The 18,285-nt window shown below is 34.7% G+C and carries 17 protein-coding genes; 3 read left to right on the top strand and 14 right to left on the bottom strand.

Going from position 1 to position 18,285, the window contains the following annotated elements; translation table 11 throughout:
* Positions 1–91: 91 nt before the first annotated feature.
* Together GGR42_RS05900 and GGR42_RS05895 are read right to left on the bottom strand one after the other, a co-directional pair.
* Positions 92–874, bottom strand: a complete 783-nt coding sequence (locus tag GGR42_RS05900; RefSeq protein WP_167961844.1) for a zinc ribbon domain-containing protein — start codon at positions 872–874, stop codon at positions 92–94.
* Between the two features lie 3 nt (positions 875–877).
* Positions 878–1,972, bottom strand: coding sequence for a Nif3-like dinuclear metal center hexameric protein (locus tag GGR42_RS05895; protein WP_167961842.1), 1,095 nt, complete (start codon positions 1,970–1,972; stop codon positions 878–880).
* Positions 1,973–2,022: 50 nt separating this feature from the next.
* Between GGR42_RS05895 and lpxK the strand changes: the two genes are divergently transcribed.
* Positions 2,023–3,030 (top strand): tetraacyldisaccharide 4'-kinase, encoded by a 1,008-nt coding sequence (lpxK, locus tag GGR42_RS05890; RefSeq protein WP_167961840.1) that lies wholly within the window; start codon positions 2,023–2,025, stop codon positions 3,028–3,030.
* Here the strand turns inward: lpxK and GGR42_RS05885 are convergent.
* From GGR42_RS05885 to GGR42_RS05845, 9 genes are all read right to left on the bottom strand, one after another.
* A complete protein-coding gene (locus GGR42_RS05885) occupies positions 3,011–5,239 on the bottom strand; it encodes a tetratricopeptide repeat-containing hybrid sensor histidine kinase/response regulator (RefSeq protein WP_394352750.1) in 2,229 nt (742 codons plus the stop codon). The genes lpxK and GGR42_RS05885 overlap by 20 nt on opposite strands.
* Positions 5,236–6,246 carry a type I glyceraldehyde-3-phosphate dehydrogenase gene (gene gap / locus GGR42_RS05880; RefSeq protein WP_167961838.1) on the bottom strand — a complete coding sequence of 337 codons (1,011 nt, stop codon included), beginning with the start codon at positions 6,244–6,246 and terminating at the stop codon, positions 5,236–5,238. The genes GGR42_RS05885 and gap overlap by 4 nt, the downstream gene beginning before the upstream one ends.
* Before the next feature lie 48 nt (positions 6,247–6,294).
* Positions 6,295–7,161, bottom strand: coding sequence for a lipoyl synthase (gene lipA, locus GGR42_RS05875; protein ID WP_167961836.1), 867 nt, complete (start codon positions 7,159–7,161; stop codon positions 6,295–6,297).
* Positions 7,162–7,217: 56 nt separating this feature from the next.
* Positions 7,218–7,787, bottom strand: coding sequence for an RNA polymerase sigma factor (locus GGR42_RS05870; RefSeq protein WP_167961834.1), 570 nt, complete (start codon positions 7,785–7,787; stop codon positions 7,218–7,220).
* Positions 7,788–7,840: 53 nt separating this feature from the next.
* Positions 7,841–8,038 carry a membrane or secreted protein gene (locus GGR42_RS05865; protein WP_167961832.1) on the bottom strand — a complete coding sequence of 66 codons (198 nt, stop codon included), beginning with the start codon at positions 8,036–8,038 and terminating at the stop codon, positions 7,841–7,843.
* Between the two features lie 82 nt (positions 8,039–8,120).
* Positions 8,121–8,879, bottom strand: coding sequence for an anti-sigma factor (locus GGR42_RS05860; RefSeq protein ID WP_167961830.1), 759 nt, complete (start codon positions 8,877–8,879; stop codon positions 8,121–8,123).
* On the bottom strand, positions 8,876–9,442 hold the full coding sequence (locus GGR42_RS05855; protein ID WP_167961828.1) for an RNA polymerase sigma factor: 567 nt from the start codon (positions 9,440–9,442) through the stop codon (positions 8,876–8,878). Before GGR42_RS05855 ends, GGR42_RS05860 begins: the two co-directional genes overlap by 4 nt.
* A 206-nt stretch (positions 9,443–9,648) precedes the next feature.
* Positions 9,649–10,665, bottom strand: coding sequence for a UDP-N-acetylmuramate dehydrogenase (gene murB, locus GGR42_RS05850; RefSeq protein WP_167961826.1), 1,017 nt, complete (start codon positions 10,663–10,665; stop codon positions 9,649–9,651).
* Positions 10,665–11,855 (bottom strand): pyridoxal phosphate-dependent aminotransferase, encoded by a 1,191-nt coding sequence (locus tag GGR42_RS05845; protein ID WP_167961824.1) that lies wholly within the window; start codon positions 11,853–11,855, stop codon positions 10,665–10,667. The genes murB and GGR42_RS05845 overlap by 1 nt, the downstream gene beginning before the upstream one ends.
* Positions 11,856–12,141: 286 nt before the next feature.
* Here GGR42_RS05845 and GGR42_RS05840 point away from each other — a divergent pair, with 286 nt between their 5' ends.
* On the top strand, positions 12,142–13,341 hold the full coding sequence (locus GGR42_RS05840) for an aspartyl protease family protein (protein ID WP_245201401.1): 1,200 nt from the start codon (positions 12,142–12,144) through the stop codon (positions 13,339–13,341).
* A gap of 55 nt (positions 13,342–13,396) precedes the next feature.
* On the opposite strand, the gene GGR42_RS05835 is transcribed toward GGR42_RS05840, so the two are convergent.
* Complete coding sequence (locus tag GGR42_RS05835; protein ID WP_245201400.1) at positions 13,397–13,789, bottom strand: DUF1573 domain-containing protein; 393 nt, start codon at positions 13,787–13,789, stop codon at positions 13,397–13,399.
* Positions 13,790–13,988: 199 nt separating this feature from the next.
* Between GGR42_RS05835 and GGR42_RS05830 the strand changes: the two genes are divergently transcribed.
* A complete protein-coding gene (locus tag GGR42_RS05830) occupies positions 13,989–16,631 on the top strand; it encodes a valine--tRNA ligase (protein ID WP_167961822.1) in 2,643 nt (880 codons plus the stop codon).
* A gap of 3 nt (positions 16,632–16,634) precedes the next feature.
* Here the strand turns inward: GGR42_RS05830 and GGR42_RS05825 are convergent, their stop codons facing one another.
* Together GGR42_RS05825 and GGR42_RS05820 are read right to left on the bottom strand one after the other, a co-directional pair.
* Positions 16,635–17,066: a DoxX family membrane protein gene (locus tag GGR42_RS05825; RefSeq protein ID WP_167961811.1), complete on the bottom strand. Its 432-nt coding sequence runs from the start codon at positions 17,064–17,066 to the stop codon at positions 16,635–16,637.
* 4 nt (positions 17,067–17,070) lie between these two features.
* A complete protein-coding gene (locus GGR42_RS05820; RefSeq protein WP_167961809.1) occupies positions 17,071–18,204 on the bottom strand; it encodes a hypothetical protein in 1,134 nt (377 codons plus the stop codon).
* Positions 18,205–18,285: the final 81 nt, after the last annotated feature.

Genomic DNA, 18,285 nt, shown 5'->3' with positions numbered 1-18,285 from the left:
TTGAAAATTGCTGAATATATAAGATGGAAATATAACTGTATAAAAAAAGCCATCTAATTTAGATGGCTTTATATAGTATTCCAATAGAACCTTATTTTAGGGAAGAAAAAAGTTTTTCCATTTTTTCTTGCTGCTCATCTGCCAAAGTGGAATCTACCAATATTCTTCCACTATGCTCATCGGTTATGATTTTCTTTCTAGAAGCAATCTCAACTTGTACTTGTGGGGGAATGGTAAAGAAGGAGCCTCCAGAAGCACCTCTTTCAATAGGAACAACGGCTAAACCATTTTTTACATTTTGTCTAATTCGCTTGTACGCCTTAACCAATCTCTCTTCTATTTGACCTTCGTAGCTGGCGGATTTCTCCAGTAAGGCTTTTTCCTCTTTCTCTGTTTCTGCTAAAATAGCGTTCAACTCCCCTTTTTTGTGTTTTAAATGTGTCTCACGCTCAGACAAATGCTCTTTGGTTTCTGCAACCACTTCTTTTTTCTGATCTATCTGCGCTTTGAACTCTTTAATGTTTTTTTCAGCCAATTGAATCTCCAACTCTTGGAACTCAACTTCTTTAGTCAAAGAATTAAATTCTCTACTGTTCCTAACATTTTTTTGTTGCTCGGCGTATTTCTTCATCAAGGTCTTCGCCTCTTCGATTAAATTCTTCTTTGCACCAATCTCAAAGTTAATGGTTTCAATATCAGTCTTTAACTTATCTAATCTGGTTTTAAGACCCAATACATCATCTTCTAAATCCTGCACCTCCAAAGGAAGTTCTCCGCGAACATTGCGTATTTCATCAACCCTTGAATCTATTAATTGCAAATCGTACAATGCTCTTAATTTTTGCTCAACGGTTGTTTCTGTTTTTGTTGCCATATTTTAATAATACTTGATGGGATTTGTTATGCTCTCTGATAAAGAGACTGCAAAATTAGGGATTTTTTTTGTAAGATAATCAACTAAAAGATTTTTTGTAAACTGCTCAGTTTCATAATGTCCAATATCTGCAACAATCATTTTACCTTCCGCTTCATAAAATTGATGATATTTTATATCTGCCGATACAAATATATTTGCTCCCGCTTCTTTTGCAGCTCCAATTGCAAATGCCCCACTACCACCAAGAACAGCAACCTTTTTAATTTGTTCTCCCAATAACTCCGAATGACGTATTCCTTTTGCTTTCATGTTGACTCTTAAAAGTTTAAGAAATTCTTTTTCATTCATAGGTTCTTCCAATTCACCAATCATTCCCATACCTATATTCTGATTGGTGTTTTCTAAGGTAAGTACCTCATATGCAATCTCTTCATAAGGATGATTGTGAAACAAGGCTTTTAATATTTTGGGTTCAGCTTTTTTATCATAAGTCACACAAATTTGTGTCTCATTTTCATAATGGATCTCTCCAATTTTGCCTTTGGTAGGATTGCTTTGCTCTTCTGGTTTATATGTCCCTATTCCATCAACAGAAAAACTGCAGTTGGAATAATTGCCTATATTTCCCGCACCTGCATTGAATAAGGATTCCTTTAATTTATCGGCGCTTTCCTTAGGAACATAGGTTGTTAATTTTTTTATGGTGTTCCCTTGAGGAATAAGTATATGTATATTTTTTAATCCCAATACCTCACAGATTTTTGCATTGACTCCTTCTGGAGAATTGTCCAGGGCAGTATGCATACTATAAATTGATATGTTGTTCTGAATGGCTTTTATCACAATACGTTCCACATAGGATGCTCCGGTTATTTTTTTTAATCCTTTAAAAATAATGGGATGAAAACTTACAATTAAGTTGCATTTTTTGGCTATGGCTTCATCAACAACATTCTCTAAAGTGTCCAGAGTAACCAATATTCCTGATACTTCTGTATTTTCATTTCCCACCAAAAGGCCCACATTATCAAAATCTTCGGCATAACTTAAAGGAGCCAATTCCTCTAGAATATTAGTAATGTGCTTTACTGTCATTTTTAAATTTTATTAGGTCATCAAAGATAAAATATTATATTTTCGTTCAGATGTGGCTCCTAAGAAAATTAAGTTTTCCGTTATCCCTTATTTATGCTCTTGTAGTTTGCCTAAGGAACTATCTTTATGATCAAGGAATATTTCCTTCTAGATCCTTTGAGACGCCAACGGTTTGTATTGGTAATTTAAGTGTAGGTGGCACCGGTAAAACCCCAATGATAGAGTTTTTGATTTCTCAATTTAAGGATGGTTTAGACCTTGTGGTTTTGAGTAGGGGGTACGGAAGAAAAACCAAGGGATTTATTGAGGCTACTAAAAATACCAGAGTTGAAGAAATTGGAGATGAACCTTTTCAAATACAGACAAAATTTCCTTCAATAAAAGTTATTGTAGATGAGGATAGGAGTAATGCTCTGTCCATTATTGAAGACATATCTAAACCTGATTTGATTCTTTTGGATGATGCTTTTCAACATAGGAAAGTAAAACCAAGTATTTCTATTTTGTTAACTACCTATGATAACCTTTTTGTTAATGACTGGTATTTACCGACAGGAAATTTAAGGGATAGTAAAAGGGAAGTAAGACGGGCACATATTATAGTTGTTACAAAATGTCCTTCTAGTTTAAAGGTTGTTGACCAAGAAAGGATTGTGCAAATGTTAAAGCCAGCGGTGCATCAAAGAGTGTTATTTAGTTATTTGGAGTATGGAAAACAATTTATAAGAGAAGACAAAAGTATTGGGTTTAATGCTATCAAGAATAAAAAAATCACTTTGGTGACAGGTATTGCAAATCCAAAACCCCTATTGGAATTTTTGAATCTAAATAACGTTGAAGTAAATCACCTTAAATATAAAGACCATCACTTTTTTACAGAAAGGGAAATTGAATTGTTCAATGAAAAGGAATTAATATTGACTACGGAAAAAGATTATGTAAGACTAAAAAACAAGGTTCAAAATATGTGCTTCATTCCTATAAAACATAAATTTTTTGGGGAAGGTAAAGAGGAAATTGTCAATGCAATTACAAATACTATGAAGCTAAATCCTTAGTTTTTTTATCAAAAATATTTTCTCCAATTTTTTGATAAAAGACTTCTGGTTTAAATGGCTTGGTCACCACATCATTACAGCCAGCGGCATAAAAACTTTCTAAACTATCATCCAGAGAAATGGCTGTCAATGCAATTATGGGCGTAGTTTTGTCAAACGTTCTTATTTGAATAGTAGCTTCTTCACCACTTATTCCAGGCATATGTATGTCCATTAAAATGGCATCATACTTGTTTTTTTCTACCAATTCTATTGCTTCATTTCCATTATTGGCTATGTCGCATGTAATCTCTTTTTTGGTCAACATCTTTTTTGTAATGACCTGGTTAATTTTATTGTCTTCAACAATTAAGATGTGCAACCCTTTTAAATCGTGTGCCTTTTCTAAATTTCCCAATTGAAGTGTATTGACTTCTTCAGAATTAGTTTTGCTCTTTACATTAAGTTCAAAGAAGAACGAACTTCCTTTTCCAAAAACACTTTTTAACTGAATTTTACTGTTAAAAAGACCGAGAAGACTTTTTACAATTGTTAATCCCAGACCAGTACCACCATATTCTCTATTAATTTGTATAGAACCTTGTTCAAAACTATCAAAGATGTTTTGCTGTTTTTCATCGGTGATACCAATACCGGTGTCCTTTATTTCAAAATATAAGGTTGTATTATCATCTACTTGGTTTAATAATTTGGCAGTGATGGTTACGGTACCATTTTTTGTAAATTTTATAGCGTTGCCTACTAAGTTGATAAATATTTGGGAAAGCTTAATGGGGTCACTCAATAGATTGGCCGGTATATCCTCATCATAATCCAAAATAAGTTTAGTTTTATTTTCTTTAGCACTTTGTGTCAAGGCATCTATAACATCTGTCAATATCTTTTTTAAATTAAAATCTACCTGTAGAATCTCTAATTTATCTGCATCGATTTTATTGATTTGGAGAATGTCATTTATAAAATTTAGAAGGTAATCTCCAGAAAATTTTAAAGCTTTAAGATGTTCTTTTTGACTTTCACTGGGATTTTCCTCCAACAGAAGGTGTGTTAGTCCTGTAACGGCATATAGAGGTGTTCTAAGCTCATGGCTTACAGTTGACAAAAAGTTGGTTTTGGCCTCCATAGCAGATACTGCTTTATCTCTAGCGGTTTGCAATTCCTTATTTTTGGTATGCAGTAAATCATTTGTTTTTAATTTTATTTGATTGTTTCTATATAGAGAAACAGCTAGCAATGAAATAATAGTAAGGAAGGCAGAAGTTAGTATGGCTGTTATTTCAGAACGGCTTTGAGATTCACTCAACTCCTTTATTTTTAAATCTTGGCGGGCTATTTCTTCTGTTTGAAAGTCATCTTTAATCTGAGCGGCAGTTTTTGTCTCACCTCTAATTTTTTCTATTGAAAAAATGGAATCGGTTAAAGCTTTTAGTTTTTTGTTATAGACCAACGCTAGGTCATACCTCTTCATTTTTTCATAGGCATCACTTAAATATTGGTTGCTTTCCCTTACTTCTTGATGAAAATTATTTTTCTCAGCTAAGTTCAGGGCATTCAATCCATTTTGGACACCTATTTCGAGAGAATCTTTTTTTAAGTTCATTCTGGCAAGACCCAAATATGCCTGAGTGGCCAAAAATTCTTTCTCGTAAATATCATTGTTTACCAATAACGAGTTGTAATTTTTTGAAGCATTGTCATATTTTTCCAAATCGGAATATATACGTGCCTCCACCAAAACTATATTGTGAAATAAATTTCTATCGTTATTTAATTCTTTGGCATCATTGAGGAGATAAATAGCTTGGAAATTATTTCCTCCTTTGTATAATAAAATGGCTTCTATATATCTATGAACGGCGCTACCATATCTATATTCCATGTCCTTAAGGAGAACATCTGCCCTGTCCCAATAAAAAGTACACGTTTTGGTATCTTTTAAATCTAAATATACCAACGCTATTTTATGGTAACAATCAACAAGACCTTTTATATCTTCCTTGGCCTCAGCAACCTTAGCTGCTTGGTTCAATGTTTCTAACGCAGCATCTAATTTATTTAAATTCTTATAATAAGTAGCATCTGTAAAATAGGATTCCAAGCTTTCGTCTTGGGGTGTTTTTTCTTGGGATTGCAAATTTTTAAAAGGTATAACCAGCATCCAAACTAAAACAATATTCCTAAGTGTTATATGTAGAAATCTATCGTTCAAATATATTTTTTATTTATCAATAAATGCAAAAGATCAATAATTCTACTACAATAGCCAGTTTCATTATCGTACCAACCAATAATTTTGACCATTTTCCCAATAACCGAAGTCATCTGAGAATCAAACGTACAAGAATAATAACTATTGTTTATGTCAATAGAAACTATAGGGTCTTTCGTATAAAAAAGTACGTTTTTTAATTCATTCTGTGAAATTCTTTCAAAAGTATCATTTATTTCCTGTATTGTGGTGTTTTTTCTTACGTTAAGTGTAATGTCCGTTAAAGAACCATTTGGCACTGGAACACGTATGCCACAGCCTCCTATTACATTAGACAATTCGGGAAATATCTTGGTCAATGCCTTGGCGGCACCAGTTGTGGTCGGTATAATGGATTGTGATGCAGCTCTTGCCCTTCTTAAATCCCTGTGGGGTTGGTCATGCAAGCTTTGGTCAGAAGTATAGGAATGGACCGTTGTTATGTAGGCTTGTTCTATTCCACATAAGTCATTTATGACCTTTATCATGGGAGCGGCATTGTTAGTTGTACATGATGCGTTGGAGATTATAGTATCGTCTTTTGCAATACTATTTTCATTTACCCCATAAACCACCATTTTAATATCATCTTCTATGGGAGGAACAGAAAGAATTACTTTCTTTGCGCCATTATTTAAGTGATGAGCTAACTGGGATTTTGTCTTGAATTTCCCAGTGGACTCTATTACAACATCTACATTTAAATCACCCCAATGAATGTCTTTTGGTTCTGAATGATTGGTTAATTGCACTTTCATGCCTTGCACTATGATGTGGTTTTCATCATGGGTTACATCTAACTTATATACTCCATGAATACTATCATATTTTAGTAAATGGGATAAGGTTCTGGCATCTGCCAAATCATTTATGGCTACTACCTTTAAATCAGGGTGCTCGTCCAGTAGCCTGAAAAGTGTTCGCCCTATTCGTCCAAAACCGTTAATTCCAATATTAATTTGCTTCATAGAGATAAAAAATCCCGCAATTGCGGGATTATATTTTTGAATTGCCTTCTAGTTAATGTGCTTATGCGCCTTATACGAAGATCTCACCAAAGCACCACTTTCTACATGCCTAAAACCCATTTTAAGTCCTATTTCCTCATATTTTTTAAATTGCTCGGGAAGTATAAATTCTTTTACTGGTAAATGTTTTTTGGATGGTTGTAGATATTGCCCAATCGTGACCACATCCACATTGGCATTCCTAAGGTCTTCCATAGTTTGCAGTACTTCTTCCTCCATTTCTCCCAACCCAAGCATAATTCCAGATTTTGTCTTATTTACACCATTTGCTCTTAAATATCTTAAAACTTCAAGACTTCTATCATATTTGGCCTGTATTCGTACTTCTCTGGTTAATCTTTTTACAGTTTCAACATTATGGGATACAACTTCTGGTGCCACTTTGATTATTCTATCCAAATGAGATGTTATTCCTTGAAAATCTGGAATAAGGGTTTCCAATGTAGTTGTTGGATTCATTCGTCGAATGGCCTGTACGGTTTCCGCCCAAATAATAGATCCCATGTCCTTAAGGTCATCTCTGTCTACCGAAGTTATTACAGCATGCTTAATCTGCATAATTTTTATAGAGCGTGCTACTTTTTCCGGCTCTTCCCAGTCTACACTTTCTGGTCTACCAGTTTTAACCCCGCAAAATCCGCAGGAACGTGTGCAAATATTACCTAAAATCATAAAAGTGGCCGTTCCTTCTCCCCAACATTCTCCCATATTTGGGCAACTACCAGAAGTGCAAATGGTATGCAGGTCATATTTGTCAACAAGACCCCTCAATTGGGTGTATTTTTTACCTGTTGGTAGTTTTACTCGGAGCCATTTTGGTTTTCCTTTCGGTGGTGCAACACTTTCTATACTCATTCAGAAAAATTTATACAAATATACGAAACAAAATACTGTAGGTTAAAGGAGAAAAGCTACTCTTGTTTCTTACTTTTTATAATTTCCGCCAGTAGTTTTTTGGCTCGTAAAAGTTTTACTTTTACATTATTTATTGGCTCATTTAATTCTGTAGCGATATCGGCATAGCTATATTCATTAAAATACCTAAGGTTGATTACTTTTTGGTAATGAGGTTTAAGTTTTTTTATGTCTTGTAATAAATTGGCCAAGTTTTGCTCTATTATAATCTGGTCTTCGGCACTTGGGGCAACATCCAAAACACCTATGGCATCCTTATTCCTAAAATCTGTACTTTCAAGGATGTTTCTTTTTCTTTTACGAATTAAATCAACATGAATGTTTTTGGATATGGTAATCAACCATGTTTTAAACTCATAGTTATCGTCAAACGTATTTATTTTATCAAAAGCTTTGGAAAAAGTTTGAATGGTAATGTCCTCAGCATCATTTTCATTCTTGGTGCGAATTAATTGAAAACCATAGACATCATTCCAAAAAGTATCGAGTAAAGCACTGAATGCTATTTGATTACCGGATTTGGCCTTTTGAATATTCTCTTTTGTAATGTCATCAGTTTTTTTCAAACCCAAAAGTGTTTCAAAAATGAATAGAAGTAGACCTTAATTTTTTATAGGTTTTAGGCGGTTTCTTTTTTGCAATCTTGCTCACTGGGAAGCTTCCCACAAAACCCGCAAGCTTCTCCTTCTTTGTTCAAAAATGGGTTTTGGCTAGCACATGTGCCAGCGAATTTGCCATCTTTTTTAGACCATATTTTTATTGCAATCCCCGCAAAGGCCAATGAGAGAAGTCCAATTGTTAATAGTGCTAACTTCATGCTAAGTATTTGTGCAAAGGTAAGAAATTATACCCATCAAATAATAAGGATTAAGCGGGTATATGCGATTTTATATTGCTGTTTAGTAAGATATATTGGCAACAATATTTTCTACCGTTGGCGTAACATTTCCACCATTGGGCTCAATGGTAATATAGCCAATTGCATTTTCGGCATAGGGAAGTGCAAATAACTTATCCTTGTCTGATATGTTTTTAATCACACCTAGATTTACCATCTCCCCATTTACTTCTGCCCACATTTGGAAACATTGGTCTTCTGGAAGGTTTGGCAAATTTCTAACATTGATATAGGATAACTTTTTTACTGGATTTATGTAGGCCACCGCTTTTAGCTCCTTTGCTTTTTGGTTGCCATTGACATTGTATTTTTTAGTTTGGGGGTTGTTAAGAACAATAAATTGATTTCTAAAATCTTCCAAACGGTTGGTCATATCAGCCTCTAAATCCTTGATTTTGTTGCTAACATAAGTGTTTTCTTCCTGTAATCCTTGATTCTCATTCCAAAAGAAATAGGAGGAGCCAGCAAAAATAAGTGCGGCAATACTGGCTGCCACTGCATACCTAAAGAATTTTCTTCTTCCCTTATTTTCCTGTTTTATTCTATTTTGTATAGTTTCTTTTAGACCTTCAGGAGTTTTAATTGCATGCATTTTAGCAAATGTCTCTAAATTTTCCTGAAGTTCATTGTATGTCTCCCTTACCTCTGGGTACATAGCTATATAACGTTCTACCTGCAAAGATTCTTCAGTTGAAGTACTACCTATTAAGTATTTCTCCAATAAATCTGTATCTAAAAAAATTCTAATTTTATCTTTCATGATATTATGCTTAAGAGAAGTGTAATCAGCATAGAGGCCCCATAAATTTTTTTTAATTCCCTAAGACCAATTTTTAACCTGGATTTTATAGTTCCCAAAGGAATATCCAGTTCTTCACTGGCTTCTTGTTGTGTCATCCCTTGAAAAAACAAGGCATCCAAAACAATTTGATATTTAGGTTCTATTTTTTCCAAATTTTCCCGAACATCCATTAATTCGGGTTTTGTGCTATTTACACCTAAACTATATACGTCTGAAACGTTTATTTGGATTTCCTTATCGGTTTTTGTTTTAACACTTCTTAACTTATCAATAGCTGAATTTCTAGTGATTCTAAAAAGCCATGTAAACAATTTTGCTTTTGTTGCATCATAAGAATCGGACTTCTTCCATATTTTAACAAAACTTTCTTGTAAGACATCTTGCGCCAACTCCTCATCTCGTAAAACTTTAAATGCTACCCCGTATAACGTATCACCATAGTGTTCGTAGAGCAATGAAATTGCTTTTTCATTTCTCTCTTGGAGTAATTCCACAATATGTTTTTCAAGTAAAGTGCTCATTTAAAGTCTACGTATCCAAAAAAATATTTGCCTAAGGCATCCAGTTTAAGGTTTATCAACGTATATAAACCAAACGCTAAAATATAAAATTGATTGTTACTCATTAGCGTAAAAAAAATATTTATAAAATAAGTGTGTAACTGGTTATTACCACTTAGTTTTTGGTTAGTTTGGTTTGGTATAACCCCTGTAAATGTTTACGGGGGTTATTTTATGATATTCACTTCTGGAATAATTCTTATGCCAAATTTTTTAAATACTTCTTCACGGATTGTTTGGGAAAGATTTAAAATTTCCTTGCCAGTGGCATTTCCATGGTTAACCAAGACCAATGCTTGTTTTTTATGTACTCCTGCATCACCAACCCTTTTTCCTTTAAAACCACATTGTTCTATAAGCCAACCAGAAGGTACTTTTATTTCATTTTCGGAAACTTTATAAAAGGGGGCTTCAGGATTTTTTTTAGAGAAATCCTTGAACTCAGATGCATTTAATACAGGATTCTTAAAGAAGCTTCCACTGTTTCCTATTTCAGCGGGGTTTGGCAATTTACTTTTTCTTATGGCAATTACAGCTTTGGAAATGTCCTGAATTGTTGGTTGGGAAATGTTATTTTTTTTCAGTTCATCCTCTATTGCCCCATATGAGGTGTTTAGTTTGTGATTTTTTTTGGTCAGTTTTAAGTTTACAGATGTAATGATATATTTCCCTTTTCCTTCATTCTTGAAATATGAATTTCTATATCCAAACTGACACGATTTTTTAGAGAACGTTTCTATTTCCAATGTTTGTGTATTCATTGCCTCGCAACTTTTAAACACATCTTTTAGCTCTACTCCATAAGCGCCTATGTTTTGAATGGGCGCTGTTCCCGTATTCCCAGGTATTAAGGACATATTTTCCAATCCACCATATTCATTTTGCAATGCCCAAAGCACCATGTTGTGCCAGTTTTCACCGGCCATTATATTAACAACTACGGAGGTATCATTTTCTTCAACGATTTTTTTTCCTTTAATGTTAATATGAAGCACCAACGCATTTAAGTCATTGGTCAAAAGCAAGTTGCTCCCACCGCTTAACACAAATTTGTTTGGATGATTTTCCAATTGAAATGCTTGTTTTAAATCATCAACAGAATTTATCTCCAGAAAATATGCGGCTTTGGCATTAATACCAAAAGTGTTATATGTTTTTAAGGATATATTTTGTTGTAAATTCATTAACTGTTATATGATTTTAGAGCTTCTTTTAAGATCTTTACAGCTCTTTTTAAACTTTCTTTCTCCAATACATACGCAATTCTCACTTGGTTTTTTCCTAAACCATCAGTTGCATAAAACCCTGCCGCTGGTGCGACCATTACTGTCTCTCCTTGGAATTGAAAATGCTCTAATGTCCACTGGGCGAAATCATCCGAATTATTAATTGGTAGCTCGGCAATACAATAAAAAGCACCATTGGGTTTGGCAACTTTTACCCCTTCAATTTTTCTGAGCTCAGAAATAAGTAAATCCCGCCTACTTACATACTCTTTTTTAACTTCATCAAAATAACTTTGCGGAGTGTCTAAAGCCGCTTCACTGGCAATTAAGGCATAGGTGGGGGGAGATAAACGGGCTTGAGCATACTTTAGGGCCGTTTTTATGACATCCTTATTTTTTGATACCAGACAGCCAATCCTTGCGCCACACATACTATATCTTTTGGAGACCGAGTCAATAATGATGGCGTGCTCATCCAGTCCAGGTTCTTGTAAAATGGAATGATGTTCGCTTTCATCATAGATAAATTCCCTGTAAACTTCATCGGCCACTAAAAAAATATTATGCTTTTTTACAATTGCCGCCAATTTTTGAATTTCCTCTTTACTATATAAGTAACCCGTGGGATTGTTTGGGTTGTTTATTAAAATCGCTTTTGTTTTGGAGGATATCAGTTTTTCAAACTCATCTATTGGTGGAAGGGAAAAATTATCTTCTATGTGTGAAACAATAGGCACAATTTTTACTCCATAGGCATGGGCAAAACCATAATAATTGGCATAAAATGGCTCTGGAACAATAATTTCATCATCGGCGTCAGCAATGGTACCCATAACAAAAGTTAGTGCTTCTGAACCTCCTGTAGTCACTATAATATCCTTTGGACTTACATTAATTTGTTGCTTTAAATAATAATTTGCAAGTTTTTTCCTGTAAGTTTCAGAACCTTCAGTTTGGGCATAGGCCAAGGTAGATATTGTGTTGTTTTTTACTGCATCTAAGGCAATTTTGGGAGTTTCAATATCGGGTTGCCCTATATTTAAGTGTAAAACCTTTATTCCCCTTTTCTTTGCTTCTTCTGCAAAAGGAACCAGTTTTCTTATAGGTGATTGGGGCATTAATTGCCCTTTCTTTGATATAGATGGCATGCACTATTATTTTACACAAAAGTGAGAAATCATAACGGACAAAACAACAGTATATAACTTTATTTAATATGCTAGGGGAATGTTAATTAACAAGTAATTTTATTGTAAAATCCGTATATTTATTATTAGTCCGTTGTTAAAATCTAATTTTTTGTATATAAAATCATTGTATATCGCATTTTTTCTCATTTGCCTCCCATTTTTGGGAGGGGCGCAGACGTTTAATTTGCCGGAAGGAGAGAAAGTACAAAAAATACATTTTGAATTGGTCAATAACCTTATTGTTATGCCAATTGATGTTAATGGGGCCGAACTCTCGTTTATATTGGATTCTGGTGCCAATAAGCCCATACTATTTAATATTTCCGACCAAGATTCTGTTCAAATCAATAATGTTTCAGAAATTACCATAAGGGGTCTAGGAAATGGTATGCCTATTAAGGCATTAAAATCAAAAGAAAATCAATTTAGAATAGGTAAAGTTGAAAACAAAGACCAAGAGCTTTATGTGGTTTTGGATAAGAGTATAAATTTATCACCTTCGTTGGGTATGCCAATTCATGGAATAATTGGGTATGATCTTTTTAGAGATTTTGTAGTAGAGATAAATTATATAAATAAGGTTATAAAATTGCATGACCCTAAGTTTTATAGGCACAAGGATAATAGAAAAATTAGAAGTTTGCCATTGGCCATAGAAAAAAATAAGGCTTATGTTGATGGAGGTATCTTTTTAGGTAAGGGCAAGAATGTTCCTGTTAGACTTTTGGTGGACACGGGAAGTAGCGATGCTGTATGGCTTTTTGAAAATCAGAAAAAGGGATTGGACGTTCCTCACAATAATTATGATGATTTTTTGGGAAGGGGATTAAGTGGAGATATTTATGGTAAGCGGACAAAAGTCCATAGTTTTAGTATAGGCAGCTTTATTTTGAATGATGCTAAGGCTGCTTTCCCAGATATGGAGTCTTTTGGGACAATAAATAATATGGGGAATAGAAATGGAAGTGTTGGGGGAGAGGTTCTTAAAAGATTCAATGTTGTTTTTGATTATTCCAGAAAGAAGGTGACTTTTAGAAAGAATGGAAATTTTAAAGAGCCTTTTCAATATAACTGGGCGGGAATAGAACTGCAGCATGATGGAGTTAGATATATTGCTGAAAGTATTGCAGACGCTAGAGGGGTTGTAATTGAAGATGATAGAAATTCTTTTGGTAATGTTCAAATATTGATGGAAAACAAAACAAGATTGAGCTTGGTGCCCGAAATTGTAGTTTCTTCTATACGTTTAGGAAGTCCGGCAGCGGAAGCTGGATTAAGAGAAGGTGATTTAATACTGGCTATAAATGGTAAAAGAATTCATAAATACAAGCTTCAAGAAGTTATGAAAATGCTGAATGAGAAAGAAGGAAAAAAAGTAAAGGTTCTTATTGAACGCTATAACAGTGATTTGCTTTTTACTTTTGTGCTTAAAAAATTATTTTAAACAAAAAGAGACCCGCTTTTAGCGGGTCTCTTTTCTAATATTTATTTTCTTTGTTCTACTGTGCAGGGACAGGTGCTTTAACTTCACCCTTTATTTTAAGCACTTTGGTAGGTGTGTCCGCATTGGAAATAACAGTTACTGCTTTTCTAATTGGACCAACTCTATTTGTGTCATATTTTACTTTAATAACACCATTTGCTCCCGGAGCAATAGGACCTTCTGGTTTTTCTGGGATTGTACATCCACAGCTAGAACTTACTTTGCTAATTACCAAAGGGGCATTTCCCGTATTTTTAAATTCAAAAGTTCTTACACCATCACTACCTTTATCAACTTCACCATAATCAACGGTTTCTGATACAAATTCTATTTTAGCTGAGCTTTCTTGGGCATTTAAGCTTAATCCAAGAAGTCCAACAAATAATACAAGTACTAGTTTTTTCATCATTTTTTGTTTTGGGTGAATTTCAAATTTAAATGTTTTAACATCATCGTCCAAAATTCTTTTGTTATGTTATAACGTTACTTATTTTTGTTTCGTATTTTAAAATTGGGCAAAAAACATACAGATTACAAAAATTTAACACAGTACTTTCGCAATTTATACGATTGCCCAAGCACACAAAACAAAAACCGTACCGAAAATAATGGAGATTCCATCAAAATATGAACCCCAAAGGGTAGAAGAGCAGTGGTATTCTTACTGGATGAAGCATGGATATTTTAATTCAGTGCCAGATGACAGGGAGCCTTATTCAATAGTAATTCCACCACCAAACGTTACAGGAGTGTTGCACATGGGGCATATGCTCAATAATACCATACAGGATGTATTGATTCGTAGGGCCCGCCTAATGGGGAAAAATGCGTGTTGGGTTCCTGGGACAGATCATGCCTCTATTGCAACCGAGGCCAAAGTTGTAGCCAAACTCAAGGAGCAGGGAAAGGATAAATTTAATATTTCCAGAGATGAATTTCTTGATCATGCTTGGGATTGGACACATGAGTATGGAGGGGTAATTTTGGAGCAATTAAAAAAATTAGGGTGTTCTTGTGATTGGAGCAGAACTAAGTTTACCATGGACGACGATATGTCTGCTTCAGTAATCAAGGTTTTTATTGATTTGTTTGATAAAGGTATGATTTACAGGGGTCACCGTATGGTAAATTGGGATCCTGAGGCAAAAACCACTCTGTCAGATGAAGAAGTTATCCATGAAGAAAGGCAAGGATTATTGTATTACTTATCATATCAAATTGATGGGTCAGATGAAAGCGTAACAATTGCCACTACTAGGCCAGAAACTATTTTAGGGGATACGGCTATTTGCATCAATCCAAATGATGAAAGATATAGCCATTTAAAGGGTAAGAAAGCCATTGTTCCGCTTTGTAATAGAGTTATACCCATTATCCAGGATGAGTATGTAGATATAGAATTTGGTACCGGTTGTCTTAAAGTAACTCCTGCACATGATATTAATGACAAAACTCTTGGAGAAAAGCATAATCTTGAGGTAATAGATATTTTTAATGAGGACGCCACTCTAAATAGTTTTGGACTTCATTATCAGGGAAAAGATAGATTTGTAGTTCGTAAAGAAATTTCTAAAGAGTTAGAAGAAAAAGGTTTTTTAATAAAAACGGAGCAACATCTAAACAAAGTTGGTACTTCAGAGCGAACCAAAGCGGTTATAGAACCAAGACTTTCGGATCAGTGGTTTCTTGCAATGGAACAATTGGCAAAACCTGCCATTGATGCCGTTTTAAAGAATAATGAGGTAAAATTATTCCCCAAAAAGTTTGAGAATACCTATCGTCATTGGATGGAAAACATTCGTGATTGGAATATTTCCCGTCAATTATGGTGGGGACAACAGATTCCTGCTTACTATTATGGTGATGGACAGAACGATTTTGTGGTGGCAGAAAGTAAGGAGGAAGCCTTGGTAAAAGCCCAGCAAGCTATCACTTCGGGTGGGGTCAAAAAGGTACTAACAGCTGACGATTTGCGTCAAGACGAAGATGTACTGGATACTTGGTTCTCATCTTGGTTATGGCCAATCAGTGTTTTTGGAGGAATCTTGGAGCCAAATAATAAAGAGGTTAACTATTACTATCCAACAAATGATTTGGTTACAGGACCAGATATTTTGTTCTTTTGGGTTGCACGTATGATTATTGCGGGGTATGAATACCGAAATGAGCGTCCTTTTGAAAATGTATATTTAACAGGATTGGTTAGGGACAAGCAGCGTAGAAAAATGTCCAAATCTTTGGGCAATTCTCCAGATGCTCTAAAGTTGATCGAAGAATATGGTGCTGATGGTGTTCGTGTTGGTTTATTATTGAGTTCTGCTGCGGGAAATGATTTAATGTTCGATGAGACTTTATGTCAGCAAGGAAAGAACTTTGCCAATAAAATATGGAATGCCTTTAGATTAATAAAAGGCTGGGAGGTAAGCGACTTGCCGCAGCCTGAAGCTTCAAGTTTGGGAATAAACTGGTTTGGCGCTAAATTTAATCAAACACTAGTGGAAATTGAAGACCATTTTAGCAAATATAGAATATCAGATGCCCTTATGGCAATCTATAAACTGGTTTGGGATGATTTCTGTTCTTGGCTGCTTGAAATTGTTAAGCCAGCCTATCAACAACCCATTGATAGAGAAACATATGATGCCGTAATCCATTTGTTTGAGGAAAACCTAAAGTTATTACATCCTTTTATGCCATTTTTGTCAGAAGAGGTATGGCAACATATTGCCGTTCGGACTCCAGAAGAGGCTTTGGTGGTTTCACAATGGCCGATAGATCAGAAGGTGAATATAAATTTAATAACAGAGTTTGATTTTGCCTCAGAAGTAATATCGGGAATACGTACCATTAGAAAAGAAAAGAATATTGCAATGAAAGATGCTTTGGAGCTTTCTTTATTAAATGAAGAAAATGTTTCCAAAAATTGGGATGTTGTAATACAAAAACTTACGAATGTTTCAAGTATTTCCTATGTAAATAAACCTGTGGATGGTGCTTTGTCCTTTAGGGTAAAAAGTAATGAATACTTCATTCCAATGTCTGGCGCAATTGATGTGGAGGCTGAAATAAAGAAAATTACAGAAGAGCTAGATTATACCAAAGGCTTTTTGCAATCCGTTCAGAACAAATTGAGTAATGAGCGTTTTGTGAACAATGCTCCGGAGCAAGTTGTGGCTATGGAAAAGAAAAAAGCTGCCGATGCTGAAGCTAAAATCGAGACCTTGGAAAAAAGTTTGGCCAGTTTGGGGTAAAATTTAAATTCTTGCGAATTTACCATGCTTCCCGTTGTTATTTAATAAAGCAATGAGCACGCTTACTATTATAAGGTTTTTGGCAATATATTGCCCTAATAGTGTAAGTTCAAAAGGAGTATTGTTAAACACCTGTTCTGGGAAAATAAATAATGGGGTAAAGGTTAGAAAAATATGCCCCAAGGCGAATCTAATGGCTATTGTTTTGTAAAAATTAAAGATTAACAACAATCCTATCCCGGTTTCCAAAATAGCCAATAGAATAATGGAAATGTTGGGTGGGACTAGCCCAAAAGTAAGTTCATAAATTGTAGTTTTTGCCAATTCCTCTGCAGGACTTAGATTGGGAAAGAATTTTAACAATCCAAACCACAAATACACAACACCTATTGAAATTGGAAGTATGTTTTGTTTGATTTTGGTCTGTATTTTCATTATTCTAATTTTTAAATTCATCCATTAGTGTAGGGTCAATTTTAACTTTGTTATTTGATATTCTATAAGAAATACCAAAATTTATAACATAGTCTGCGAAGGCAGCATCACCATTTCTAGGATTTCCTGTTAGTTCTTCGGTTTGTTTGTCGGTAATACTTTGTGGTCTTTCCCTTCTCACTGCAAAAGGAAGATTAAGGTTTAATGAAAAATTATTCTTCATAAAGGCGATTCCAGGATCAATGGAAAGAACATTTCCAGGTCTTCTAAACCCTTCATTTCCACCCATAATATCTTTTACAGGTACACCTTCATACCTAGAACCCAAAGATGTAGATATAGTATTGGATATGCTATAACTAAATCCTGCTCTTACCGAATATTGGTCTGGAACGGCCATAATAGCCTCATTTTCCAAAATAGGGCTTAAAGTTTCCCTAAAAGTTCTTGTGCCATTTACCTCTTTTGGGTTCAATAGGTAAAAACCACCACCATATGCAAAGAAGTTGGTGGCCACCTTCTGATAAAATTGAAAATCTGCAGTAATACCAAAACCTCCATCCCCTGGTTGTATGGATTGATCAACGGGTCTTACTTGCGGTGTTTCATCTGGTCCCACATTGTAAAATATATCTGAAGCATTGTAATTTCCAGTAGGAAGTTTTAATCCCAACCCAACCGCTACGTTTCCGTTTTCATGTTTCTCAAGGTTTAGTAACCAATAGCCGACCCCTATTCGAATATCTGCAAGTCCCCTAGAGAAGGAAGTATGCCTTTCTTCCCTTCCGTGTTCGTATAAAGAAGACCTTGTATTAATTACCGTGGGAATGGTAACACTGGTGTACAGTCGATCTGTAAGGCCATATGTTAAGAAAAAATCCCAAGAGTGGGAATTGTTTATGACCTCTGAATTATTGGATATCCTATCTGGTTCTTCCTCAGTTCCCCTAAAATGTCTAAAAGATTTAAAATATCTGTAGTTCATGCCAAATTGTACATCACCTGGTCCTAAAAGGTTGTTTTCCAATGTGTTTCCAACGCAAGAAGAAAAATGTCTTATTGCTACACAGCCTTGGGCATTTAATTGCATCATGGTGGCAAATACCCCTATCAATACTATAATTTTGTTTGGTCTCATTCGATTTAGTTTGAAAAATAGGCTGACCAATTCGCAAATGGTCAGCCTATTAAAATTGATTACTTCTTACTACTATTTTTT

This window comes from Saonia flava, assembly GCF_011927795.1.
Lineage (GTDB): Bacteria > Bacteroidota > Bacteroidia > Flavobacteriales > Flavobacteriaceae > Saonia > Saonia flava.
Note: the sequence above shows the minus strand (reverse complement) of the source record. Positions and strands in the feature narration are given on the sequence as shown.

Coding starts and splice junctions, on each gene's coding strand:
- GGR42_RS05900 (WP_167961844.1), bottom strand. CDS start 874: ATGGCAACAAAAACAGAAACAACCGTTGAGCAAAAATTAAGAGCATTG.
- GGR42_RS05895 (WP_167961842.1), bottom strand. CDS start 1,972: ATGACAGTAAAGCACATTACTAATATTCTAGAGGAATTGGCTCCTTTA.
- lpxK (WP_167961840.1), top strand. CDS start 2,023: ATGTGGCTCCTAAGAAAATTAAGTTTTCCGTTATCCCTTATTTATGCT.
- gap (WP_167961838.1), bottom strand. CDS start 6,246: ATGAAGCAAATTAATATTGGAATTAACGGTTTTGGACGAATAGGGCGA.
- lipA (WP_167961836.1), bottom strand. CDS start 7,161: ATGAGTATAGAAAGTGTTGCACCACCGAAAGGAAAACCAAAATGGCTC.
- GGR42_RS05865 (WP_167961832.1), bottom strand. CDS start 8,038: ATGAAGTTAGCACTATTAACAATTGGACTTCTCTCATTGGCCTTTGCG.
- GGR42_RS05860 (WP_167961830.1), bottom strand. CDS start 8,879: ATGAAAGATAAAATTAGAATTTTTTTAGATACAGATTTATTGGAGAAA.
- GGR42_RS05855 (WP_167961828.1), bottom strand. CDS start 9,442: ATGAGCACTTTACTTGAAAAACATATTGTGGAATTACTCCAAGAGAGA.
- murB (WP_167961826.1), bottom strand. CDS start 10,665: ATGAATTTACAACAAAATATATCCTTAAAAACATATAACACTTTTGGT.
- GGR42_RS05845 (WP_167961824.1), bottom strand. CDS start 11,855: ATGCCATCTATATCAAAGAAAGGGCAATTAATGCCCCAATCACCTATA.
- GGR42_RS05840 (WP_245201401.1), top strand. CDS start 12,142: ATGCCAATTGATGTTAATGGGGCCGAACTCTCGTTTATATTGGATTCT.
- GGR42_RS05835 (WP_245201400.1), bottom strand. CDS start 13,789: ATGATGAAAAAACTAGTACTTGTATTATTTGTTGGACTTCTTGGATTA.
- GGR42_RS05830 (WP_167961822.1), top strand. CDS start 13,989: ATGGAGATTCCATCAAAATATGAACCCCAAAGGGTAGAAGAGCAGTGG.
- GGR42_RS05825 (WP_167961811.1), bottom strand. CDS start 17,066: ATGAAAATACAGACCAAAATCAAACAAAACATACTTCCAATTTCAATA.
- GGR42_RS05820 (WP_167961809.1), bottom strand. CDS start 18,204: ATGAGACCAAACAAAATTATAGTATTGATAGGGGTATTTGCCACCATG.